The sequence below is a fragment of the Nocardioides sp. CCNWLW216 genome, from assembly GCF_037120545.1.
Taxonomy (GTDB): domain Bacteria; phylum Actinomycetota; class Actinomycetes; order Propionibacteriales; family Nocardioidaceae; genus Nocardioides; species Nocardioides lianchengensis.
In genome coordinates this window covers 1-17,377 of record NZ_JBBBBJ010000005.1, presented here as the reverse complement: position 1 = coordinate 17,377, position 17,377 = coordinate 1, and the positions used below count along the sequence as shown (strand labels likewise).

Sequence of the window (17,377 nt, the reverse complement as noted above, 5' to 3'; positions counted from 1 at the left end):
GGAGAGACGCATGAGCGAGCACAGCATCTGGACCGTGAGCGGGATGACCTGCGGGCACTGCGAGGCATCGGTCCGCGAGGAGGTCGGCGAGCTCGCCGGCGTCACTGCGGTCGAGGCGTCCCACGAGACCGGTCGGGTCGTGGTCACCAGCGACGGCCCCCTCGACCCTGCGGCCGTGGCCGCGGCGGTCGAGGAGGCCGGCTACCGGCTGGGGTGAGGGGCATGGGGACACCCGCGCGGGTCGCCGCGTTCCTGGGGATCCTGGCCCTCGTGCTGGGGGCCGGGCTGGGCCTCGGTCGCCTGGTCGGTCCGGTCGACACCGAGCCGGTGGCTCACGAGGACGCCGACCACGACGCAGAGTCCGATGCCGGCCACGAGGCGGGCCACGGCGCGACGGCCGTGGCCGGGCTGGAGGCCGCGGCGGGCGGCTACGCCCTGCACCTCGTCGAGGACCGGCTGGGGACCGGGCGGCAGCGGCTGGCGTTCCACGTGACGGGACCGGACGGCACGCCGGTGACGTCGTACGACGTGCAGCACGAGAAGGAGCTGCACCTCGTCGTCGTCCGGCGGGACCTGACCGGCTTCCAGCACGTGCACCCCGAGCGCGCTGCCGACGGGACCTGGTCGGTCGACCTGGACCTGACGCCGGGCGTGTGGCGGGTGCTGGCCGACACGGCGCCGTCCGGGACCGACCCCGTGGTGCTGGGCACCGACCTGATGGTCGCCGGGGACTTCGCCCCGGAGCCGCTGGGGGAGGCGACCCTCGCCGCCTCCGTCGACGGGTACGACGTGACGCTCGGCGGGCTGCTGCAGGCCGGGGTCGAGACCGAGCTCGCCCTCACCGTGCAGCGTGGCGGCGAGCCGGTCGCCGACCTGGAGCCGTACCTCGGGGCGTCCGGGCACCTGGTCGCGCTGCGCGCCGGTGACCTCGGCTACCTGCACGTCCACCCGGAGGAGGGCCCCGGCCCGGTCGTCCGCTTCCACACCGCGTTCCCGAGCGCCGGGACCTACCGGCTGTTCCTGGACTTCCAGCACGACGGGGTGGTCCGGACCGCGGTGTTCACGGTGGAGGTCGACGGAGCGGTCGAGGGAGAGGAGGTCGGGCATGAGCACGGACACTGATGTCGAGCTCGCGATCACCGGCATGACCTGCGCCTCGTGCGCGAACCGGATCGAGCGCAAGCTGAACAAGCTCGACGGCGTGACGGCGTCGGTCAACTACGCCACCGAGAAGGCGCGGGTCACCTTCCCCGCCACGCTGAGCGCCGACGACCTGGTCGCGACCGTCGAGGCCGCCGGGTACGGCGCGGCGCTGCCGACAGCAGAGCCCGAGCCCGAGGCCGCGGGGGCCGACCCCGAGCTGGACGCGCTGCGGCAGCGGCTGGTCGTCTCGGCGCTGCTGACCGTGCCCGTCGTCGTGATGGCGATGGTGCCCGCGCTGCAGGTCGACCACTGGCAGTGGCTGTCGCTGACCCTGGCCGCGCCGGTGGCGGTCTGGGGCGCCTGGCCGTTCCACCGGGCGGCCTGGCTGAACGCCCGGCACGGCACCTCGACCATGGACACCCTGGTGTCGCTCGGCGTGCTGGCGGCGTTCGGCTGGTCGCTCGTGGCCCTCTTCTGGGGCACGGCCGGCGAGACCGGGATGACCCACCCGTTCCGGATCACCGTCGAGCGGACCGACGGCCTCGGCAACATCTACCTGGAGGCCGCGACCGGGGTCACCACGTTCCTGCTCGCCGGTCGCTGGTTCGAGAAGCGGTCGAAGCGGCGGGCCGGTGCGGCGCTGCGGGCGCTGCTGTCCCTGGGGGCGAAGGACGTGGCGGTGCTGCGCGGCGGCGCCGAGGTGCTGGTGCCCGCGGTCGAGCTGGTCGTGGGCGACCGGTTCGTCGTACGGCCGGGGGAGAAGGTGGCGACCGACGGGGTCGTCGAGAGCGGGACGTCGGCGGTGGACGCATCGATGCTGACCGGCGAGCCGGTGCCGGTCGAGATCGGCCCCGGGGACGCGGTCACGGGCGCGACCGTCAACGCCGGCGGCCGGCTGGAGGTGCGCGCGACCCGGGTCGGCGCCGACACGCAGCTGGCCCAGATGGCCCGGCTGGTCGAGGAGGCGCAGCACGGCAAGGCCCAGGCCCAACGGCTCGCCGACCGGATCTCCGGGTTCTTCGTGCCGGTCGTGGTCGCGCTGGCGGTGGGGACCCTCGGGTTCTGGCTGGGCGCCGGCGGCTCGGGGGCGACCGCGTTCACCGCGGCCGTGTCGGTGCTGATCATCGCCTGCCCGTGCGCGCTGGGCCTGGCCACGCCGACGGCGCTGATGGTCGGCACCGGCCGCGGCGCCCAGCTCGGGATCCTGATCCGGGGCCCCGAGGTCCTGGAGTCGACCCGGCGGGTCGACACGGTGGTCCTCGACAAGACCGGCACGGTGACGACGGGTCGGATGACCCTGGTCGAGGTGGTGGCTGCCGAGGGCGAGGACCCCGACGCCGTCCTGCGCCTGGCCGGTGCCGTCGAGGACTCCTCGGAGCACCCGGTCGGTCGGGCCGTGGCGTCCGGGGCGCGCGAGCGGCTCGGCGAGCTCCCGGCGGTGGCCGGGTTCCGGGCCACCGCGGGGACCGGCGTCGCTGGCACCGTCGAGGGGTACGACGTCCGCGTCGGTCGGGCGCGGGCCGACGTCGAGCAGCCGGACGGCCGGTCCGTCGTCCAGGTCGAGCGGGACGGCGTCGCGGTGGGGTGGCTGCACCTGGCCGACCGGGTGAAGGACACCTCGGCCGAGGCGGTCCGAGAGCTGCGCGCCCTGGGCCTGCGGCCGCTGCTGCTCACCGGCGACCACGAGCGCGCCGCACGCGCCGTCGCGGACCTGGTCGGGATCGACGACGTCGTCGCCGGGGTGCTGCCGGAGGGCAAGGTCGACGTCGTACGCCGGCTGCAGGCCGAGGGCCGGGTCGTGGCGATGGTGGGCGACGGGGTCAACGACGCCGCCGCGCTCGCCCAGGCCGACCTCGGCATCGCGATGGGCACCGGCACCGACGTCGCCATCGAGGCGAGCGACCTGACCCTGGTGCGGGGCGACCTGCGGGTCGCGGCGACCGCCGTACGGCTGGCGCGGCGGACGCTGACGACGATCCGCGGGAACCTGTTCTGGGCCTTCGGCTACAACGTGGCCGCGCTGCCCCTCGCCGCCGCCGGGCTGCTCAACCCGATGCTGGCCGGCGCCGCGATGGCGCTCTCGTCGGTCTTCGTGGTGACCAACAGCCTGCGGCTGCGGGCCTTCCGCTGACCTGGGGAGGACTCGGCGGGGTTGTCCACGGGCGGGTCAGCAGGTGGCGAAGAGGACCGGTCCGGTGCTGAGGTCGGAGAGCACGTAGGCGCCGTCGACCGGCTTCAGCGGCAGGGTCACGACGGGGCCGTCGGCGGTGACGTCGCCGAGGGTGAACCGGTCGCTGAACGAGCCGCCCTGGCCGGGGGCCGGTCCGGCGGCGAGGACCGCGCGGCTGTCGGCGTTGGTGCGGGCCTGCTCGTCGTTCTCGAAGGACATCGCGACCAGCACGTCGCGGTCGGGCCGGACGGCCATGGCGAAGGCGGTCAGCGGGTTGACCTCGCCGGCCTCCGCGAGCAGCTGGTCGGCGGTGGCCTGGTCGCTGGGGTCGGCCTGGCTCATGGCCAGCGCCGAGCAGGCGTAGTCGCCGCGGAACACCGACGCGGAGAGCGGCTCGCCCACGGCCTCGACCACCTCGGCCAGGTCGTCGTCGGGGTCCCCGTCGCCGCGGTCCTGCACCACCGACTCGAGGTACGACGCCCGGTCGCCCAGCGTGAGCAGGTGCGCGTCGGCGTCGAGCGCGACGTACTGCAGCAGCGGGGTGGAGCCGCGGCCCTCGGCGAGCTGTGCCAGCAGCTCGTCGCCGCCCTTCCAGACCCCGGTGTCGTCGGCCGGCCGGGTGTAGCCGAGCGCGTCGAGCCGGTCGCCGAGGGTGTCGAGGTCGACGTCGTCGGGCATCCGCACGACCACCGCCGCGCCGGCCTCGGACTGGGCGAACAGCTCCCACTCGGCCGTCGCCGGCGACCAGCCGAACTCGTCGGCCAGCAGCGGGGCCGACCCGACCAGCGCGGAGGCCGAGGTGAGGTCGGCGTCGTACCCCTGGTCGAGCAGGGTGTCGAGGTCGGCGCCGGTGCCGAGCTCACGCCGTACGTCGGCCCAGGCGGTCCACGAGATCCGCTCGACGTCGGTCGGGGCGAGGTCGAGCGCCCGCTGCAGCTCGGTGCGGTGCTCGGCGCGCCACCAGCGGACGCCGACGACGGCGGCGGCCGCGACCAGCGCGACGGCGAGGACGAGGGCCACCGTCCGCCGCCGTCCACCCATGGGGTGTGAGACTAGCCGCATGGGTCAGCCCCCCGATGTCGTCTCCGCAGGTGCGGTCGTCTTCCGGCCGGGTCGTCAGGTGCTGCTGGTGCACCGCGGGCGGTACGACGACTGGTCCTTCCCGAAGGGCAAGCTCGACCGCGGCGAGCACCGCACGGCCGCCGCGGTCCGTGAGCTCGAGGAGGAGACCGGGCTGCGGGTGCGGCTCGGCGTACCCCTGGGGGACCAGCGCTACCCGGTGAAGGACCGGATGAAGACGGTCCACTACTGGACCGGGCGGGTGGTGGGCGACGACGACGTGAGCCGCTACGCGCTGAACGACGAGATCGACGGCGTGGCCTGGGTCGACGTGGCGGAGGCGCGCGAGCGGCTGAGCTACGACTACGACCGCGGGACGCTCGACGAGGCGCTCGACCGGCGCCGGCGCACCCTGCCGCTGGTCGTGCTCCGGCACGCCAAGGCCCGCGCGCGGAGGACCTGGCGCTCCGCGGACCCGCTCCGGCCGCTGCTCGCGGCCGGGCGCGAGCAGGCCGATCGGCTCGGCCCCGTGCTCGCGGCGTACGACGTACGCCGGGTCGTCAGCTCCGACTCGATCCGCTGCGCCGAGACCGTCGCGCCGTACGTGCGTGCGTCGGGGGCGCGGCTGCGCCTGACCGACGGGCTCAGCGAGGAGGCCGCGACGAAGGAGTCGGTGGGCCGGAGCGTCGACCGACTGCTGGCCCGGATGGACGCCCACGGGGCCGGCGGCCTGCTCTGCACGCACCGGCCGGTGCTGCCGCGGGTGTTCGAGCGCCTCGGCGTGGACGACCCCGCGCTGGATCCCGGGGAGATGCTCGTCGTCCACCTGCGCAAGGGCACAGTCCGTTCCACCGAACGGCACCTGGTGCCCTGACGTCAAGCAGAACCCGGGCAAGTTCACGTGATCGCCGTCTCCCCGGCAGCCGCGCGACTCCGACCGGCCGGTTCGAGTTCACCCCTCGTTCACCGACGGCCCCGGATCCATACACCTCGGCTCCCTACCTTCGCTGATGTCATCAACGTAGAGACATCAGGAGTTCCGAAGTGAAGCGCACTTCCATCCGCCGGGCGATCGTCCCCGGGATCGCCGTCCTCACCCTCGCCCTGACCGCCTGCGGTGCGGGCAACGACAGCGGCGACAGCGGCTCCGGCGACGGCGAGTCGAGCCTGTCGGGCGAGCTCAACGGCGGCGGCGCCAGCTCCCAGGAGAAGGCCGAGGCCGCGTGGGCCGCCGGCTTCCAGGACGCCAACCCCGACGTCACCCTCAACTACGACCCGGTCGGCTCCGGCACCGGGCGCGAGAACTTCATCAACGAGGCCTACTCCTTCGCGGGCACCGACTCCGCGCTCAGCAACGACGAGGGCCAGCTCGACGCGGCCATCGAGCGCTGCGGCGGCGAGTCCGTGATCCAGGTCCCGGCCTACGTCAGCCCGATCGCCGTGGCGTTCAACCTGCCCGGCATCGAGACGTTGAACCTGGCGCCCACCACGATCACCGGCATCTTCGACGGCACCATCAAGACCTGGGACGACGCGAAGATCGCGGCCGACAACCCGGACGCCGACCTGCCGTCCACCGAGATCGTCCCCGTGCACCGTTCGGACGACTCGGGCACCACCGAGAACTTCACCAAGTACCTCGAGGCGGCCGGTGGCTGGGCCGAGGAGCCCGACGGCGTGTGGCCGACCAGCATCAAGGGCGGCGAGGCGGCCGAGGGCACCTCGGGCGTCGTGGGTCGCGTCACCGACAACGAGGGTTACGTGGCCTACGCCGACGAGAGCGCGGTCAAGGACACCGAGCTCGGCGTCGTCGCCGTGGGCGTCGGCTCGGAGTTCAACACCCCGACCCCGGAGGGTGCGGCCAAGGTCGTCGCCATCTCCGAGCCGGCCGAGGACGCCTCCGAGACCAACCTGGCCATCGACCTGGCCCGCGACACGACCGAGTCCGGCGCCTACCCGGTGCTCCTGGTCTCCTACCTGCTCGCCTGCCCCACCTACGCCGACGCCGACGAGGCCGACAAGGTGAAGGGCTTCCTCGAGTACGTCCTGTCGGACGAGGGCCAGCAGGCCGCCGCCGACAACGCCGGCTCGGCCCCGCTCGACGCCGAGGTGGCCTCGAAGGCCCAGGCCGCGGTCGAGAGCATCTCGGCGCAGTGACCTCCGTGGCGGTACGACGCCCCGCGCGGCGTCGTACCGCCACGATCGGGCCGGCCAGCGTGCCGGCCCGGACCCACGTCTGACCAGCCCGAACCAGGAGAGCGCGTGACCAGCACCGCGACCCGTCCGGATCCCCGGCCCGAGGCCGAACCGGACGCCAAGCCCCCGCTCGCCCTCGGCGACCGGGTCTTCAAGGCCCTGTCCGTCGGCTCGGGCGCGCTGATCATGGTGGCGCTCGCCGGGGTGTTCATCTTCCTGGCGCTCGAGGGCTACCCGGGCCTGAGCGTCGACGAGGACTTCTACAACCCCGCGACGACGTTCCTCGGGTACGCCGGCCCGCTGCTCTTCGGCACCGTCCTCGCCGCGGTCATCGCGCTGGTGATCGCGGTGCCGTTCGCGATCGGCATCGCGCTCTTCATCTCGCACTACGCGCCGCGGCGGCTGGCCGTACCCGTGGCGTACCTGATCGACCTGCTCGCCGCCGTCCCCTCGGTCGTCTTCGGCCTCTGGGGCGGTCGCGAGCTCGCCCAGCACATCGGCGGCGCCTCGGTCTGGCTCGAGGAGCACCTCGGGTTCATCCCGCTCTTCGCCGGGCCGGCCGCTAAGAGCGGCAGCACCATGCTGACTGCCGCCGTCGTCCTCGCGATCATGATCCTGCCGATCACCACCGCGATCTGCCGCGAGGTCTTCGCGCAGACCCCGCGCCTGCACGAGGAGGCCGCGCTGGCCCTCGGCGCGACGCGCTGGGAGATGATCCGCACCGCGGTCTTCCCCTACGCCCGCTCCGGCATGGTCTCCGCCGTGATGCTCGGCCTCGGGCGCGCGCTCGGCGAGACGATGGCGGTCGCGATGATCCTGTCGGCCTCGCCGGTCGTGACCCTCAACATCATCTCCGGCCAGAGTCCCGCGACCATCGCCTCGAACATCGCCTCCAACTACAAGGAGGCCAGTCCCGACGGCCAGGCGGTCCTGATCGCCACCGGCCTGGTGCTCTTCGCCTTCACCTTCGGCGTGAACTTCCTCGCCCGCTACCTGGCCGGCCGCGGCCAGCGGAGGATGGCCCGATGACCGCGCTCGACACCCGCCCCGAGCGGCCCGAGACCCGGCTCTCCAAGCCCCGGCTGCCCCAGTGGGCGCCGCTGCTGGTGCTGGCGGTCGCCGCCGCGCTCGGCGCGCTCGCCTGGCTGGTCGGCGCGAACACCGCGCTCTCCGTCCTGGTGGCGGTCGTCGCCTACCTGGTGGTCATGCCGGTCTGGTCGGGCGTGGTCGAGAGCCGCCGCGCGGCGATCGACCGGCTCGCCACCGGCCTGGTCTGGTCGGCGTTCCTCGTCGCGCTGGTCCCGCTCGTCTGGCTGATCGTCACCGTCGTCTCCAACGGCATCTCGACGATCAACCCCGAGTTCCTCACCTACGACATGCGCGGCGTGCTCGGCAACGAGCAGGGCGGCCTCTACCACGCCCTGATCGGCACCCTGCTGATCACCGGCCTCGCGGCCCTGATCTCGGTGCCGGTCGGCATCCTCGCCGCCGTCTACCTCGTCGAGTACGGCGCGAAGAGCCGGATGGCCCGGATCCTGACCTTCCTGGTCGACGTGATGACCGGCATCCCGTCCATCGTGGCCGGCCTGTTCGCGCTGTCGCTGTTCGTGCTGATCTTCGGCCCCGCCGTCCGGCTCGGCTTCGGCGGCTCGGTCGCCCTGTCGCTGCTGATGATCCCGACCGTGGTCCGCTCCACCGAGGAGATGCTGCGGCTGGTGCCCGACGACCTGCGGGAGGCGTCGTACGCCCTGGGGGTGCCGAAGTGGCGCACCATCCTGAAGGTCGTCGTCCCCACCTGCGTCGGCGGCATCGTCACCGGCGTCGTGCTGGCCATCTCGCGGGTCATCGGTGAGACCGCGCCGCTGCTGGTGGTCGCCGGCTTCACCAGCTCGGTCAACATGAACCCGTTCGACGGGCGCATGATGACCCTGCCCGTGTTCATCTACACCCAGTACACCGCCTCGACCGCGCAGGGGCTCAGCTACGCCTGGGGCGGTGCGCTGGTGCTCATCGTCATCGTGATGGCGCTCAACATCGTCGCGCGCATCATCGGCAAGATCTTCGCCCCCAAGACCGGGCGCTGAGGGAGCAAGGAAACCACCATGGCCAAGAGCATCGACGTCTCCGACCTCGACATCTACTACGGCAGCTTCAAGGCCGTCGAGGGCGTCAACATGACCATCCGCGCGCGGGCCGTCACCGCGTTCATCGGCCCCTCGGGCTGCGGCAAGTCGACCTTCCTGCGCTCCCTGAACCGGATGCACGAGGTGATCCCCGGCGCCCGCGTCGAGGGCAAGGTCGTCGTCGACGGGCAGTCGCTCTACGACCCCTCGGTCGACCCGGTCGCCGTACGACGCCAGATCGGCATGGTCTTCCAGCGGCCCAACCCGTTCCCGACGATGTCGATCTACGACAACGTGCTGGCCGGGAACCGGCTCAACAGCAAGCGGATGAAGAAGTCCGAGGCCGACACCATCGTCGAGAAGTCGCTGAAGGGCGCCAACCTCTGGAACGAGGTCAAGGACCGCCTCGGCAAGCCCGGCATGGGCCTGTCGGGCGGCCAGCAGCAGCGCCTCTGCATCGCCCGCGCGATCGCCGTCGAGCCGCAGGTGCTGCTGATGGACGAGCCCTGCTCGGCCCTCGACCCGATCTCGACCTCCGCGATCGAGGACCTCATCCACGAGCTGAAGTCCGACTACACGATCGTCATCGTCACCCACAACATGCAGCAGGCCGCCCGGGTCTCCGACGACACCGGCTTCTTCAACCTCAAGGCCACCGGCGAGCCCGGCCACCTGGTCGAGTTCAATGCCACCAAGAAGATGTTCTCCAGCCCGGACGAGTCGTCCACCGAGGCGTACATCTCGGGTCGCTTCGGCTGATCGACCTCCCCGATAGTCGCATTGGCGGGGTAGTCCGTCACACGAGGGTTGCTAAGAGGGCTCTTGCCAACCGCTGTGTGACCGACTACCCCAACGGGGCCCACCTCGGGGCCGCCGACCATCCACAGGGGGCTGTCCCGTCGCGGCTATCCACCGTCAGGCGGCGGTCGGCCCACTCGGACGCTGACGTGATCAGCATCGAGGGGTGCGTCGGCTGGAGCGACCTCTCCCCTCACCGCACCCAGGACATCCGGGTGTGGTGGTTCCGGTCGCCGTGGACCCGTCCGGCCGCCGCGGTCCGACGCGGCAGGCGTCTCGGGGGAGTGGGTGGCGACGAGTCTCGGCCGGACTGTTCGTCCCCGCGACGGTCGACCCCGAATCCGTCGCCCAGCGGATCGTCGAGGCGGCCGCGGACCTCCCGCCGTACGGCGGGGTCACGGGTTGGGCGGCCCTGAGTTGGGCGGGTGGACGCTGGTTCGACGGGACCGAGGACCGTCCGATCACCTTGGCGATCGGTGGCGGAAACCTGCGTCCCGACGCGAGGCGGGTGCTGAGCAAGGAGCGATTGGCGCCCGATGAGCTCGTCTTCCACGACGGTCTCTGGCTGACTAGGGCGGTGCGGTCGGTGTGCTTCGAGATGAGGTACGCACCCAGCGTGCGAGCGGCGGTCTTGGCCCTGGAGATGGCTGCGTACTCCGACCTGGTCTCCGTAGCCGAGTGCCAGGAGTTCGTCGACCGCCACCTCGCCGGGTGGACCGGCGTGCAGCAGTGCCGGGACGCGCTGCCCCTCGCAGACGAGAACGTCTGGTCGCCGACCGAGCACGAGATGCGGTTCCTCTGGACCGACGCCGGCAAGCCGCGACCCCGCTGCAACGTCCCGGTGTTCGACCTGGACGGGCGCCATCTCGGTACTCCCGACCTGATCGATCCGGAGACCGGCGTGATCGGGGAGTACGACGGCTCCACGCACTTGAGCGGAGCCCAGCGCGCGAAAGACCTCGCCCGTGAGGACCGGTTTCGCAAGCACGGCCTACACCCGGTCACGATGGTCGGTGCGGACCGCATCAAGCCGGCGGCGTACCTTGATCGTCTCGAGTCGACGTACGCCCGAGCCGAGGCGATGCCGGCATCCGGACGTCGCTGGACCCTCGAGAGGCCGGCTTGGTGGACGCCGACCGAGAGCGTGCGGCAGCGACGAGCCCTGACGGAGTCCGACCAGCGTCGACTGCTGGCGTACCGGGCCGGCTGAGAGTCGACTGTTGGGGTAGTCCGTCACACAGGGGTTGGTAAGACGGCTCTTAGCAACCCCTGTGTGACGGACTACCCCAACGGCCGCCTAGCACGAATCAGGGCAGCTGGAAGATGACGTGGCAGACGAAGTAGAGGAACGCGGCGACGGCGCCGGCCATGGGGAAGGTGAGGATCCAGGCGGCGACGATCGACTTGGCGACGCCCCAGCGGACGGCGGAGAACCGCTTGGTGGCGCCGGCGCCCATCACGGCGGAGGTGATGGTGTGGGTCGTCGAGATGGGGGCCTCGAAGACGAAGGCGGTGGTGTAGAGGACACCGGCGGCGACCGTCTCGGAGGCGAAGCCGCGAGCGGGGTCGAGGTGGATGATCCGGCGGCCGAGGGTGCGCATGATGCGCCAGCCGCCGGCCCAGGTTCCGGCCGAGATGGCGGCGGCCGCGGCCAGGATGACCCAGACCGGGAGGCCGTCGTCGGCGCCGGCGTACCCGCCCGCGACCAGGGCCAGGAAGATGACGCCCATCGTCTTCTGGGCGTCCTGGAGGCCGTGGCCGAGGGCCATGGCGGCGGCGGAGATGGTCTGGGCGAAGCGGAAGCCGCGCTGCACCCGGTGGGGGTTGCGGCGGCGGAAGATCCACATGATGGCCAGCATCAGCAGGAACGCGGCGCCGAAGCCGAACAGCGGCGAGGCGATCATCGGGAGGACGACCTTCTCGACGATGACGTCCCACTTGACCGTGGTGCCGGAGGCCAGCGCCGCCCCGACCAGGCCGCCGATGAGGGCGTGCGAGGAGGACGAGGGCAGGCCGTAGTACCAGGTGATGAGGTTCCAGGTGATCGCGCCGAGCAGACCGGCCATCACGATCACCAGCGCATGGTTCTCGTGCCCGGCACTCGAGTCGATGCTGATCACGCCCTGGACCGTCTTGGCGATCTCCTGGCCGAGGAAGGCGCCGATGAAGTTCATGACGGCGGCCATGCCGAGGGCGATGCGGGGGGTCAGCGCACGCGTCGAGACCGAGGTGGCGATCGCGTTCGCGGCGTCGTGGAAGCCGTTGGTGTAGTCGAAGACCAGGGCGACGGTGACGACCGCGACGACCAGCGCGAGGGTGGAGTCCACGCCCTCAGGACTCCTTGACCGCGATCTGCTCCACGATGTTGGCGACCTTCTCGAACGCGTCGATCGCCTCCTCGAGAGACTCGACGATGTCCTTCAGCTTCAGGACCTCGATCGTCTTGTACTCGCCGCTGAAGAGCTTCGCGAGGGTACGACGGTGGTTCTTGTCGCCGGCGTTCTCGAGCCGGTTGATCTCGATCCAGAACTCCTCGAGGGAGCCCGGCGAGGACAGCTGCGGCATCGCGGCCGAGGTGAGCTCGGCGCAGCGCTGCAGGATCTCGGCCTGCGTCGACAGCTCCGGCGGCAGCACCTTCACCTCGTAGAGCAGGATCAGGTCGACGACCTCGTCCATCATGTCCATCACGTCGTCGAGTCCCGACCCGAGCGAGTAGATGTCCTCGCGGTCGAACGGCGTGACGAAGGTCGAGTTCACCTTGCGGAAGAGGCGGTGCGTCGTCTCGTCGGCGGCGTGCTCGGCCTCGCGCATGCGGCGTGCGACGTCGGCGTGGTCAGCGCCCTCGGCGAGCATCTCGGACAGCAGAGCGGCGCCGGTGACGAGGTGATTCGCCGACTCGGTGAAGAGGTCGTAGAACGCAGTGTCGACCGGTCGGAAACGCAAACCCACGGAGAACTCCTGGTGAGGAGGTGCAGAACGCCATCATGCTAGGGGGTGGCGTCCCGAACGACGCAAGTCAGGCGGCCCTCAGGCGCCCCTCACGCACTCGGCCGGCGGCGTCGCTGCTGCTCGATGAGCGTCTCCTGGAGGTGCACCGAGCCGTCGTTGCGGGTCCACTCCCCGTCGCTGTCGAGCAGCCAGGCGGAGGTGTCGGCGTCGAAGGCGACGTCGAGCAGCTCGCCGATCGCGCCGATGCTGTCCTCGCCGGGCAGCCGCACCAGCACCTCGACGCGCCGGTCCAGGTTGCGGTGCATCATGTCGGCCGAGCCGATCCAAGCGACCGGCTCGCCGCCGTTCTCGAACCACGACACCCGGCTGTGCTCCAGGAACCGGCCGAGCACCGAGCGCACCTCGATCGTCTCCGACAGCCCCGGTACGCCGGGCCGCAGCGCGCAGATACCGCGCACCAGGAGCTGCACCGGTACGCCGGCCTGCGAGGCGAGGTAGAGCGCGTCGATGACCGCCTCGTCGACGACCGAGTTGGCCTTGATCCGGATCCGGGCGGGCCGGCCGGCGGCGTGGTGGGCGATCTCGCGGTGGATCTGGTCGACCAGCCCGGTCCGCACCGAGTCGGGCGCGACCAGCAGCTCGTCGTACGACGCGTTGCGCGACCAGCCCGACAGGTTGTTGAACAGGTGGGCGACGTCCTCGCCGATGGCCTCGTTGGTGGTGAGCAGCCCGAGGTCCTCGTACATCCGCGAGGTCTTGGGGTTGTAGTTGCCGGTGCCGATATGGGTGTAGCGCCGGATGCCGCCACCGCGGTGGCCCTCGTCGCGCACCACCATCGCCAGCTTGCAGTGGGTCTTCAGCCCGACCAGGCCGTAGACGACGTGGCAGCCGGCCTGCTCCAGCTTGCGGGCCCAGCGGATGTTGGCCTGCTCGTCGAAGCGGGCCTTGATCTCGACGATCACCAGCACCTGCTTGCCGGCCTCGGCGGCGTCGATGAGGGCGTCGATGATCGGGCTGTCGCCGGAGGTGCGGTAGAGGGTCTGCTTGATCGCGAGCACGTGCGGGTCGGCGGCGGCCTGCTCGATGAAGCGCTGCACCGAGGTCGCGAACGAGTCGTAGGGGTGGTGCAGCAGCACGTCGTTGCGGCGGGTGGCCTTGAAGACGTCGACGGGCGCGGCCGACTCGACCTCGGCCAGCCGGTAGTGGGTCGTGGGCACGAAGGCGGGGTACTTCAGCTCCTCGCGACCCAGGTCGGCGATGCCGTGCAGGCCGCGCAGGTCGAGCGGGCCGGGGAGGCGGAAGACCTCCTCCTCGCGGACGCCGAGCTCCTCCTTCAGCAGCTCCAGCACCGAGTCGGAGATCGACTCCTCGACCTCGAGGCGCACCGGCGGGCCGAAGCGGCGGCGCAGCAGCTCCTTCTCGAGCGCGGCGAGGAGGTTCTCGGCGTCGTCCTCCTCGACCTCCAGGTCCTCGTTGCGGGTGACCCGGAAGGTGTGCACCTCCAGGACCTCCATGCCCGGGAAGAGCCGCTTGAGGTGCTCGCGGATGACGTCCTCGAGCGGCACGAAGCGCTGGTTCCCGAGCGGCACGAAGCGCGCGAAGATCGGCGGCACCTTGACCCGGGCGAAGTGCTCCTTGCCGGTCTTCGGGTTGCGGATCAGCACGGCCAGGTTGAGCGAGAGCCCCGAGATGTAGGGGAACGGGTGGGCCGGGTCGACGGCGAGCGGGGTGAGGACCGGGAAGACCCGGTCCTTGAACAGCCGCTTGCAGGCCTTCTGCTCCTCGCGGTCGAGGTCGTCCCAGCGGACCAGCTCGATGCCGGCCTCCGAGAGGGACGGCACGATGTCGTCGCGGAAGACCCGGGCGTGCCGCTCGCTGAGCCCACGGGTCGTCGACCAGATGCTCTCCAGCACCTCGCGCGGCATCAGCCCGGAGGCGGCGCGTACGGCGAGGCCCGCGGCGATCCGGCGCTTGAGGCCGGCCACCCGGACCATGAAGAACTCGTCGAGGTTGCTGGTGAAGATGGCCAGGAACCGGGCCCGCTCCAGCAGCGGCAGCGCGGGGTCCTCGGCGAGCTCCAGCACCCGCTGGTTGAAGTGCAGCCAGGAGAGCTCCCGGTCGAGGAAGCGGTCGTCGTACTTCTCGACCGCGGCGAGGGCCTCGTGGTCGGGGACGTACGGCGGCTCCACGTCGAACGGCTCCTCGGGAGGGGCCTCGCTCGACGGGGCCGGGACGATCTCGGCTGACATGCCGCCAGTGTGGCACCGGAGGGTGAACGGGAGGTGTCCTCGCCGCCCGGCTCGCTAGGGTCACTGCCGTGGACATCAGGTTCGAGGTCGAGAAGCGGGTCCTGGCGGCGGCGATGGCCCTCCCGGAGGCCGCCCAGCGGCGGCTGGGAGGTCGACCGGTCCGCCTCGACGGCCAGACCCTGGCGGCCGACACCCAGCTGATGCTGCGCCTGCAGCGGGTCAGCCGGCAGCCCGACGTCGGGCGGCTGCCGATCCCCCAGGGCCGGGCGCTGGCGGTCCGCCAGACCCGGCTCGCGGGCGGCGAGCAGCCGGTCGGGTCGGTCCGCGACCTGCGGGTCGCCGGTCTCGGGGCGCGCCTCTACGTCCCGAGCGGCGCCGCGCCGACCGGTCCGCTGCTGGTGTTCCTGCACGGCGGCGGCTTCTTCTTCGGCGACCTCGACACCCACGACGCCCCCTGTCGGCTGCTGGCCGAGCGGTCCGGGGTGCGGGTGCTGGCGGTCGACTACCGGCTGGCGCCGGAGCACCCCTTCCCGGCGGCGTACGACGACGCGCAGGCGGCGTACCGCTGGGTGCTGGAGCACGTCGCGGACCTGGGAACGACGCCCGACCGGGTGGCGGTCGGGGGCGACTCGGCCGGCGGCAACCTCGCGGCCGGGGTCGCGATCGAGGCGGCCCGCGACGGTCTGCCGGTCGCCTTCCAGCTGCTGGTCTACCCGGTGACCGACAACGACCGCGCGACGCTCAGCTCGCGGCTGTTCGCGGACGGGTTCTACCTCTCGACGCCGTTCCGCGAGCTCGCCTCGCGCAGCTACCTGCCGGGCGGCGAGGTGCACGACCCCCGGGCGTCGCCGGCGTACGCCGAGCTGCCCGCCGGCCTCGCGCCGGCCCTGGTCGTCACGGCAGGCTTCGACCCGCTGCGCGACGAGGGCGAGGCCTACGCGCGGCTCCTCGAGGAGGCCGGCGCGACCGTCGAGCTGCGCCGGTTCGAGGACCAGATCCACGGCTTCTTCAACATCGTCGGCGTCGGCCGGAGCGCGCTCGCGGCGAACCACTGGGTCGCGGACCGGCTCAGGGCTGCCCTGAATCCGTGACCGCGGCCCTGACCGACCCGGGGTGGGCCGCGGCCAGCCGGTCGGCGGCCGCGAGCACGTCCCCCGGGACGTCCACGTGGCCGATGAACCCGGCGCCGCGCGGGCCGTAGCCGTGCTCGTCGTCGCGCAGCCGTCGTACCTCTCCGAGGACGAGGGACCGGAACCGCTCCTCGCTCCAGACCCCGGCGCGGGCGGCAGCGATCGGGACCAGGGGCGCCCAGCTGCGGACCCGCGCACCGAGGTGCTCGAACGACGCATGGGTACGGCGCTGCATCGTCGGGTCCTGCAGCACGAGGAGCGTGCCCGGACCCGGACCGAGCAGGTCGAGGGTGAACCGGGCGTTCTCGCCGCAGTTGGTCGCCTCCTCCTCGAGTCGCACCGCGTCTGAGGGGACCCCCGCGCGGGCGAGCAGATCGCCCAGGACCGCCGCCTCGCTCCGCCCGGCGGTGGGGACGTCGTCGACCGTGTGCGCGACGGCGGCGCGGAGGTACGACGTCGAGTGGCCGACCCCGCCGGTGATCACGATCGTGGGGACCACGCCGCGGCGCCACAGGTCGGCAGCGACCTCGACGGACGCGAGCACCGCGCTGCCGCAGAGGACCAGCACGTCGGCCGGCTCGGTGTCGGCGCCGGGGTCGCGTCGGGCGAGGTAGCGACCGACGCGGTCGAGGTCCGCCTGCTCCTGCCCGGTCACAGGACGCTGCTCACAGGTCGGGGCGCCACCTGCGCAGCACCCGGAGGAACTCCTCGGGGTCGACCGAGCGCCGGTCGACGCTGACCGGTGGCAGGCTCCGTCGTACGAAGTCGAGACGCCAGTCGCGGTCGCCCGGCCAACCCTGGACCTCGACGACCGTGCGGTCGCTGGTCAGGTCGAAGCGGTGCTGGTTGTCGCCGTCGGCGATGACCACGACGCCGGCGTCGACGGTGACCGTCCGGCCGCGCGGCCGGACCAGCAGGCCCAGCAGCACCAGGACGACGGTGGCCGCCGACAGCCCGATGCCGAGCGGCTTCGCCAGGTCGCCCTCGGCGGCGACGTACGCCGTACCGGCGGCGCCCGCGAGGGCGGCCAGGAGCAGCAGCGCCGAGAGGACCCGGCGGCCACGCCCGCGTTTGAAGGTCACCGGACCCGTCGGCTCCGCGGGTACGGCGGGCTCCGCGGCCGGGTCGCCGGCGGACGGGGCCGGCCGCTTGCCGCGCTTGGTGCCGGGCTCGACCCCGAGCTGGTGGGCCCGGGTCTCGGCGAGCTGGTGGGCCAGGTCGGCCGCCCGCTGCTCGGCGACCAGCCGCTCCTCGAGCGCGCCCTGGGCCAGCTCGGCCTGGTAGCGCACCGACGACTCGACGGCCTGGCGTTCGACGGCCCGCTGCTCGGCGGCGTCCTCGACCTCGGCACGGAGCCGGGCGTGCTCGGCGGCATCGGCCTCGGCGGCCTCGCGGGCCGCGAGGGCCGCGGTGAGGGCGTCGGCCTGCTCGGCCAGCCGCTGCTCGGCCTCGGCGAGCGCGGCCCGGGCCTGGGCGGCCAGCTCGGCGTGCGCCTGGGCGTCGGCCTCGGCCCGGGTGCGGGCCTCGACGGCGGCCGCGGCGGCCGCCTCGGCGAGCACG

Annotated in this window: 15 protein-coding genes and 1 pseudogene; 10 read left to right on the top strand and 6 right to left on the bottom strand. The window is 72.5% G+C overall.

Features of this window, described 5'->3' with window-relative positions:
• Positions 1-10: 10 nt before the first annotated feature.
• From V7S47_RS12745 to V7S47_RS12735, 3 genes are read left to right on the top strand one after another with little or no spacing between them, the layout of a single operon-like run.
• The gene (locus V7S47_RS12745; protein WP_336561898.1) at positions 11-217 is read left to right on the top strand and encodes a heavy-metal-associated domain-containing protein; all 207 of its coding nucleotides are present in this window, start codon (positions 11-13) and stop codon (positions 215-217) included.
• A gap of 5 nt (positions 218-222) precedes the next feature.
• The gene (locus V7S47_RS12740) at positions 223-1,122 is read left to right on the top strand and encodes a hypothetical protein (RefSeq protein WP_336561897.1); all 900 of its coding nucleotides are present in this window, start codon (positions 223-225) and stop codon (positions 1,120-1,122) included.
• Positions 1,106-3,274, top strand: coding sequence for a heavy metal translocating P-type ATPase (locus V7S47_RS12735; RefSeq protein WP_336561896.1), 2,169 nt, complete (start codon positions 1,106-1,108; stop codon positions 3,272-3,274). Before V7S47_RS12740 ends, V7S47_RS12735 begins: the two co-directional genes overlap by 17 nt.
• Positions 3,275-3,310: 36 nt before the next feature.
• On the opposite strand, the gene V7S47_RS12730 is transcribed toward V7S47_RS12735, so the two are convergent.
• Positions 3,311-4,354: a hypothetical protein gene (locus tag V7S47_RS12730; protein WP_336561895.1), complete on the bottom strand. Its 1,044-nt coding sequence runs from the start codon at positions 4,352-4,354 to the stop codon at positions 3,311-3,313.
• A 19-nt stretch (positions 4,355-4,373) separates the two neighbouring features.
• Between V7S47_RS12730 and V7S47_RS12725 the strand changes: the two genes are divergently transcribed.
• From V7S47_RS12725 to V7S47_RS12700, 6 genes are all read left to right on the top strand, one after another.
• Positions 4,374-5,246: an NUDIX hydrolase gene (locus V7S47_RS12725; protein WP_336561894.1), complete on the top strand. Its 873-nt coding sequence runs from the start codon at positions 4,374-4,376 to the stop codon at positions 5,244-5,246.
• Between the two features lie 170 nt (positions 5,247-5,416).
• Positions 5,417-6,529 carry a phosphate ABC transporter substrate-binding protein PstS gene (locus V7S47_RS12720; RefSeq protein ID WP_336561893.1) on the top strand — a complete coding sequence of 371 codons (1,113 nt, stop codon included), beginning with the start codon at positions 5,417-5,419 and terminating at the stop codon, positions 6,527-6,529.
• A 105-nt stretch (positions 6,530-6,634) separates the two neighbouring features.
• Entirely contained in the window at positions 6,635-7,597 is a 963-nt protein-coding gene (gene pstC, locus V7S47_RS12715) for a phosphate ABC transporter permease subunit PstC (protein WP_244509488.1), read from the top strand.
• Positions 7,594-8,652 carry a phosphate ABC transporter permease PstA gene (gene pstA / locus V7S47_RS12710; protein WP_336561892.1) on the top strand — a complete coding sequence of 353 codons (1,059 nt, stop codon included), beginning with the start codon at positions 7,594-7,596 and terminating at the stop codon, positions 8,650-8,652. Before pstC ends, pstA begins: the two co-directional genes overlap by 4 nt.
• 18 nt (positions 8,653-8,670) lie before the next feature.
• Positions 8,671-9,450, top strand: coding sequence for a phosphate ABC transporter ATP-binding protein PstB (gene pstB, locus V7S47_RS12705; RefSeq protein ID WP_090859745.1), 780 nt, complete (start codon positions 8,671-8,673; stop codon positions 9,448-9,450).
• Positions 9,451-9,655: 205 nt separating this feature from the next.
• Positions 9,656-10,699, top strand: coding sequence for a hypothetical protein (locus V7S47_RS12700; protein WP_336561891.1), 1,044 nt, complete (start codon positions 9,656-9,658; stop codon positions 10,697-10,699).
• 97 nt (positions 10,700-10,796) lie between these two features.
• On the opposite strand, the gene V7S47_RS12695 is transcribed toward V7S47_RS12700, so the two are convergent.
• The 3 genes from V7S47_RS12695 to V7S47_RS12685 all read right to left on the bottom strand — a co-directional run bounded on the left by V7S47_RS12695 (position 10,797) and on the right by V7S47_RS12685 (position 14,687).
• Positions 10,797-11,816 (bottom strand): inorganic phosphate transporter, encoded by a 1,020-nt coding sequence (locus V7S47_RS12695; protein ID WP_336561890.1) that lies wholly within the window; start codon positions 11,814-11,816, stop codon positions 10,797-10,799.
• Between the two features lie 4 nt (positions 11,817-11,820).
• A complete protein-coding gene (locus V7S47_RS12690) occupies positions 11,821-12,438 on the bottom strand; it encodes a DUF47 domain-containing protein (protein WP_090859739.1) in 618 nt (205 codons plus the stop codon).
• Between the two features lie 89 nt (positions 12,439-12,527).
• The gene (locus V7S47_RS12685; RefSeq protein WP_336561889.1) at positions 12,528-14,687 is read right to left on the bottom strand and encodes an RNA degradosome polyphosphate kinase; all 2,160 of its coding nucleotides are present in this window, start codon (positions 14,685-14,687) and stop codon (positions 12,528-12,530) included.
• 68 nt (positions 14,688-14,755) lie between these two features.
• On the opposite strand from V7S47_RS12685, the gene V7S47_RS12680 reads away from it, so the two are divergent.
• A complete protein-coding gene (locus V7S47_RS12680; protein WP_336561888.1) occupies positions 14,756-15,778 on the top strand; it encodes an alpha/beta hydrolase in 1,023 nt (340 codons plus the stop codon).
• Here the strand turns inward: V7S47_RS12680 and V7S47_RS12675 are convergent.
• The gene (locus tag V7S47_RS12675; protein WP_336561887.1) at positions 15,756-16,472 is read right to left on the bottom strand and encodes a YdcF family protein; all 717 of its coding nucleotides are present in this window, start codon (positions 16,470-16,472) and stop codon (positions 15,756-15,758) included. The genes V7S47_RS12680 and V7S47_RS12675 overlap by 23 nt on opposite strands.
• 10 nt (positions 16,473-16,482) lie before the next feature.
• Positions 16,483-17,377: pseudogene (locus V7S47_RS12670) on the bottom strand (hypothetical protein); the annotation flags it as partial.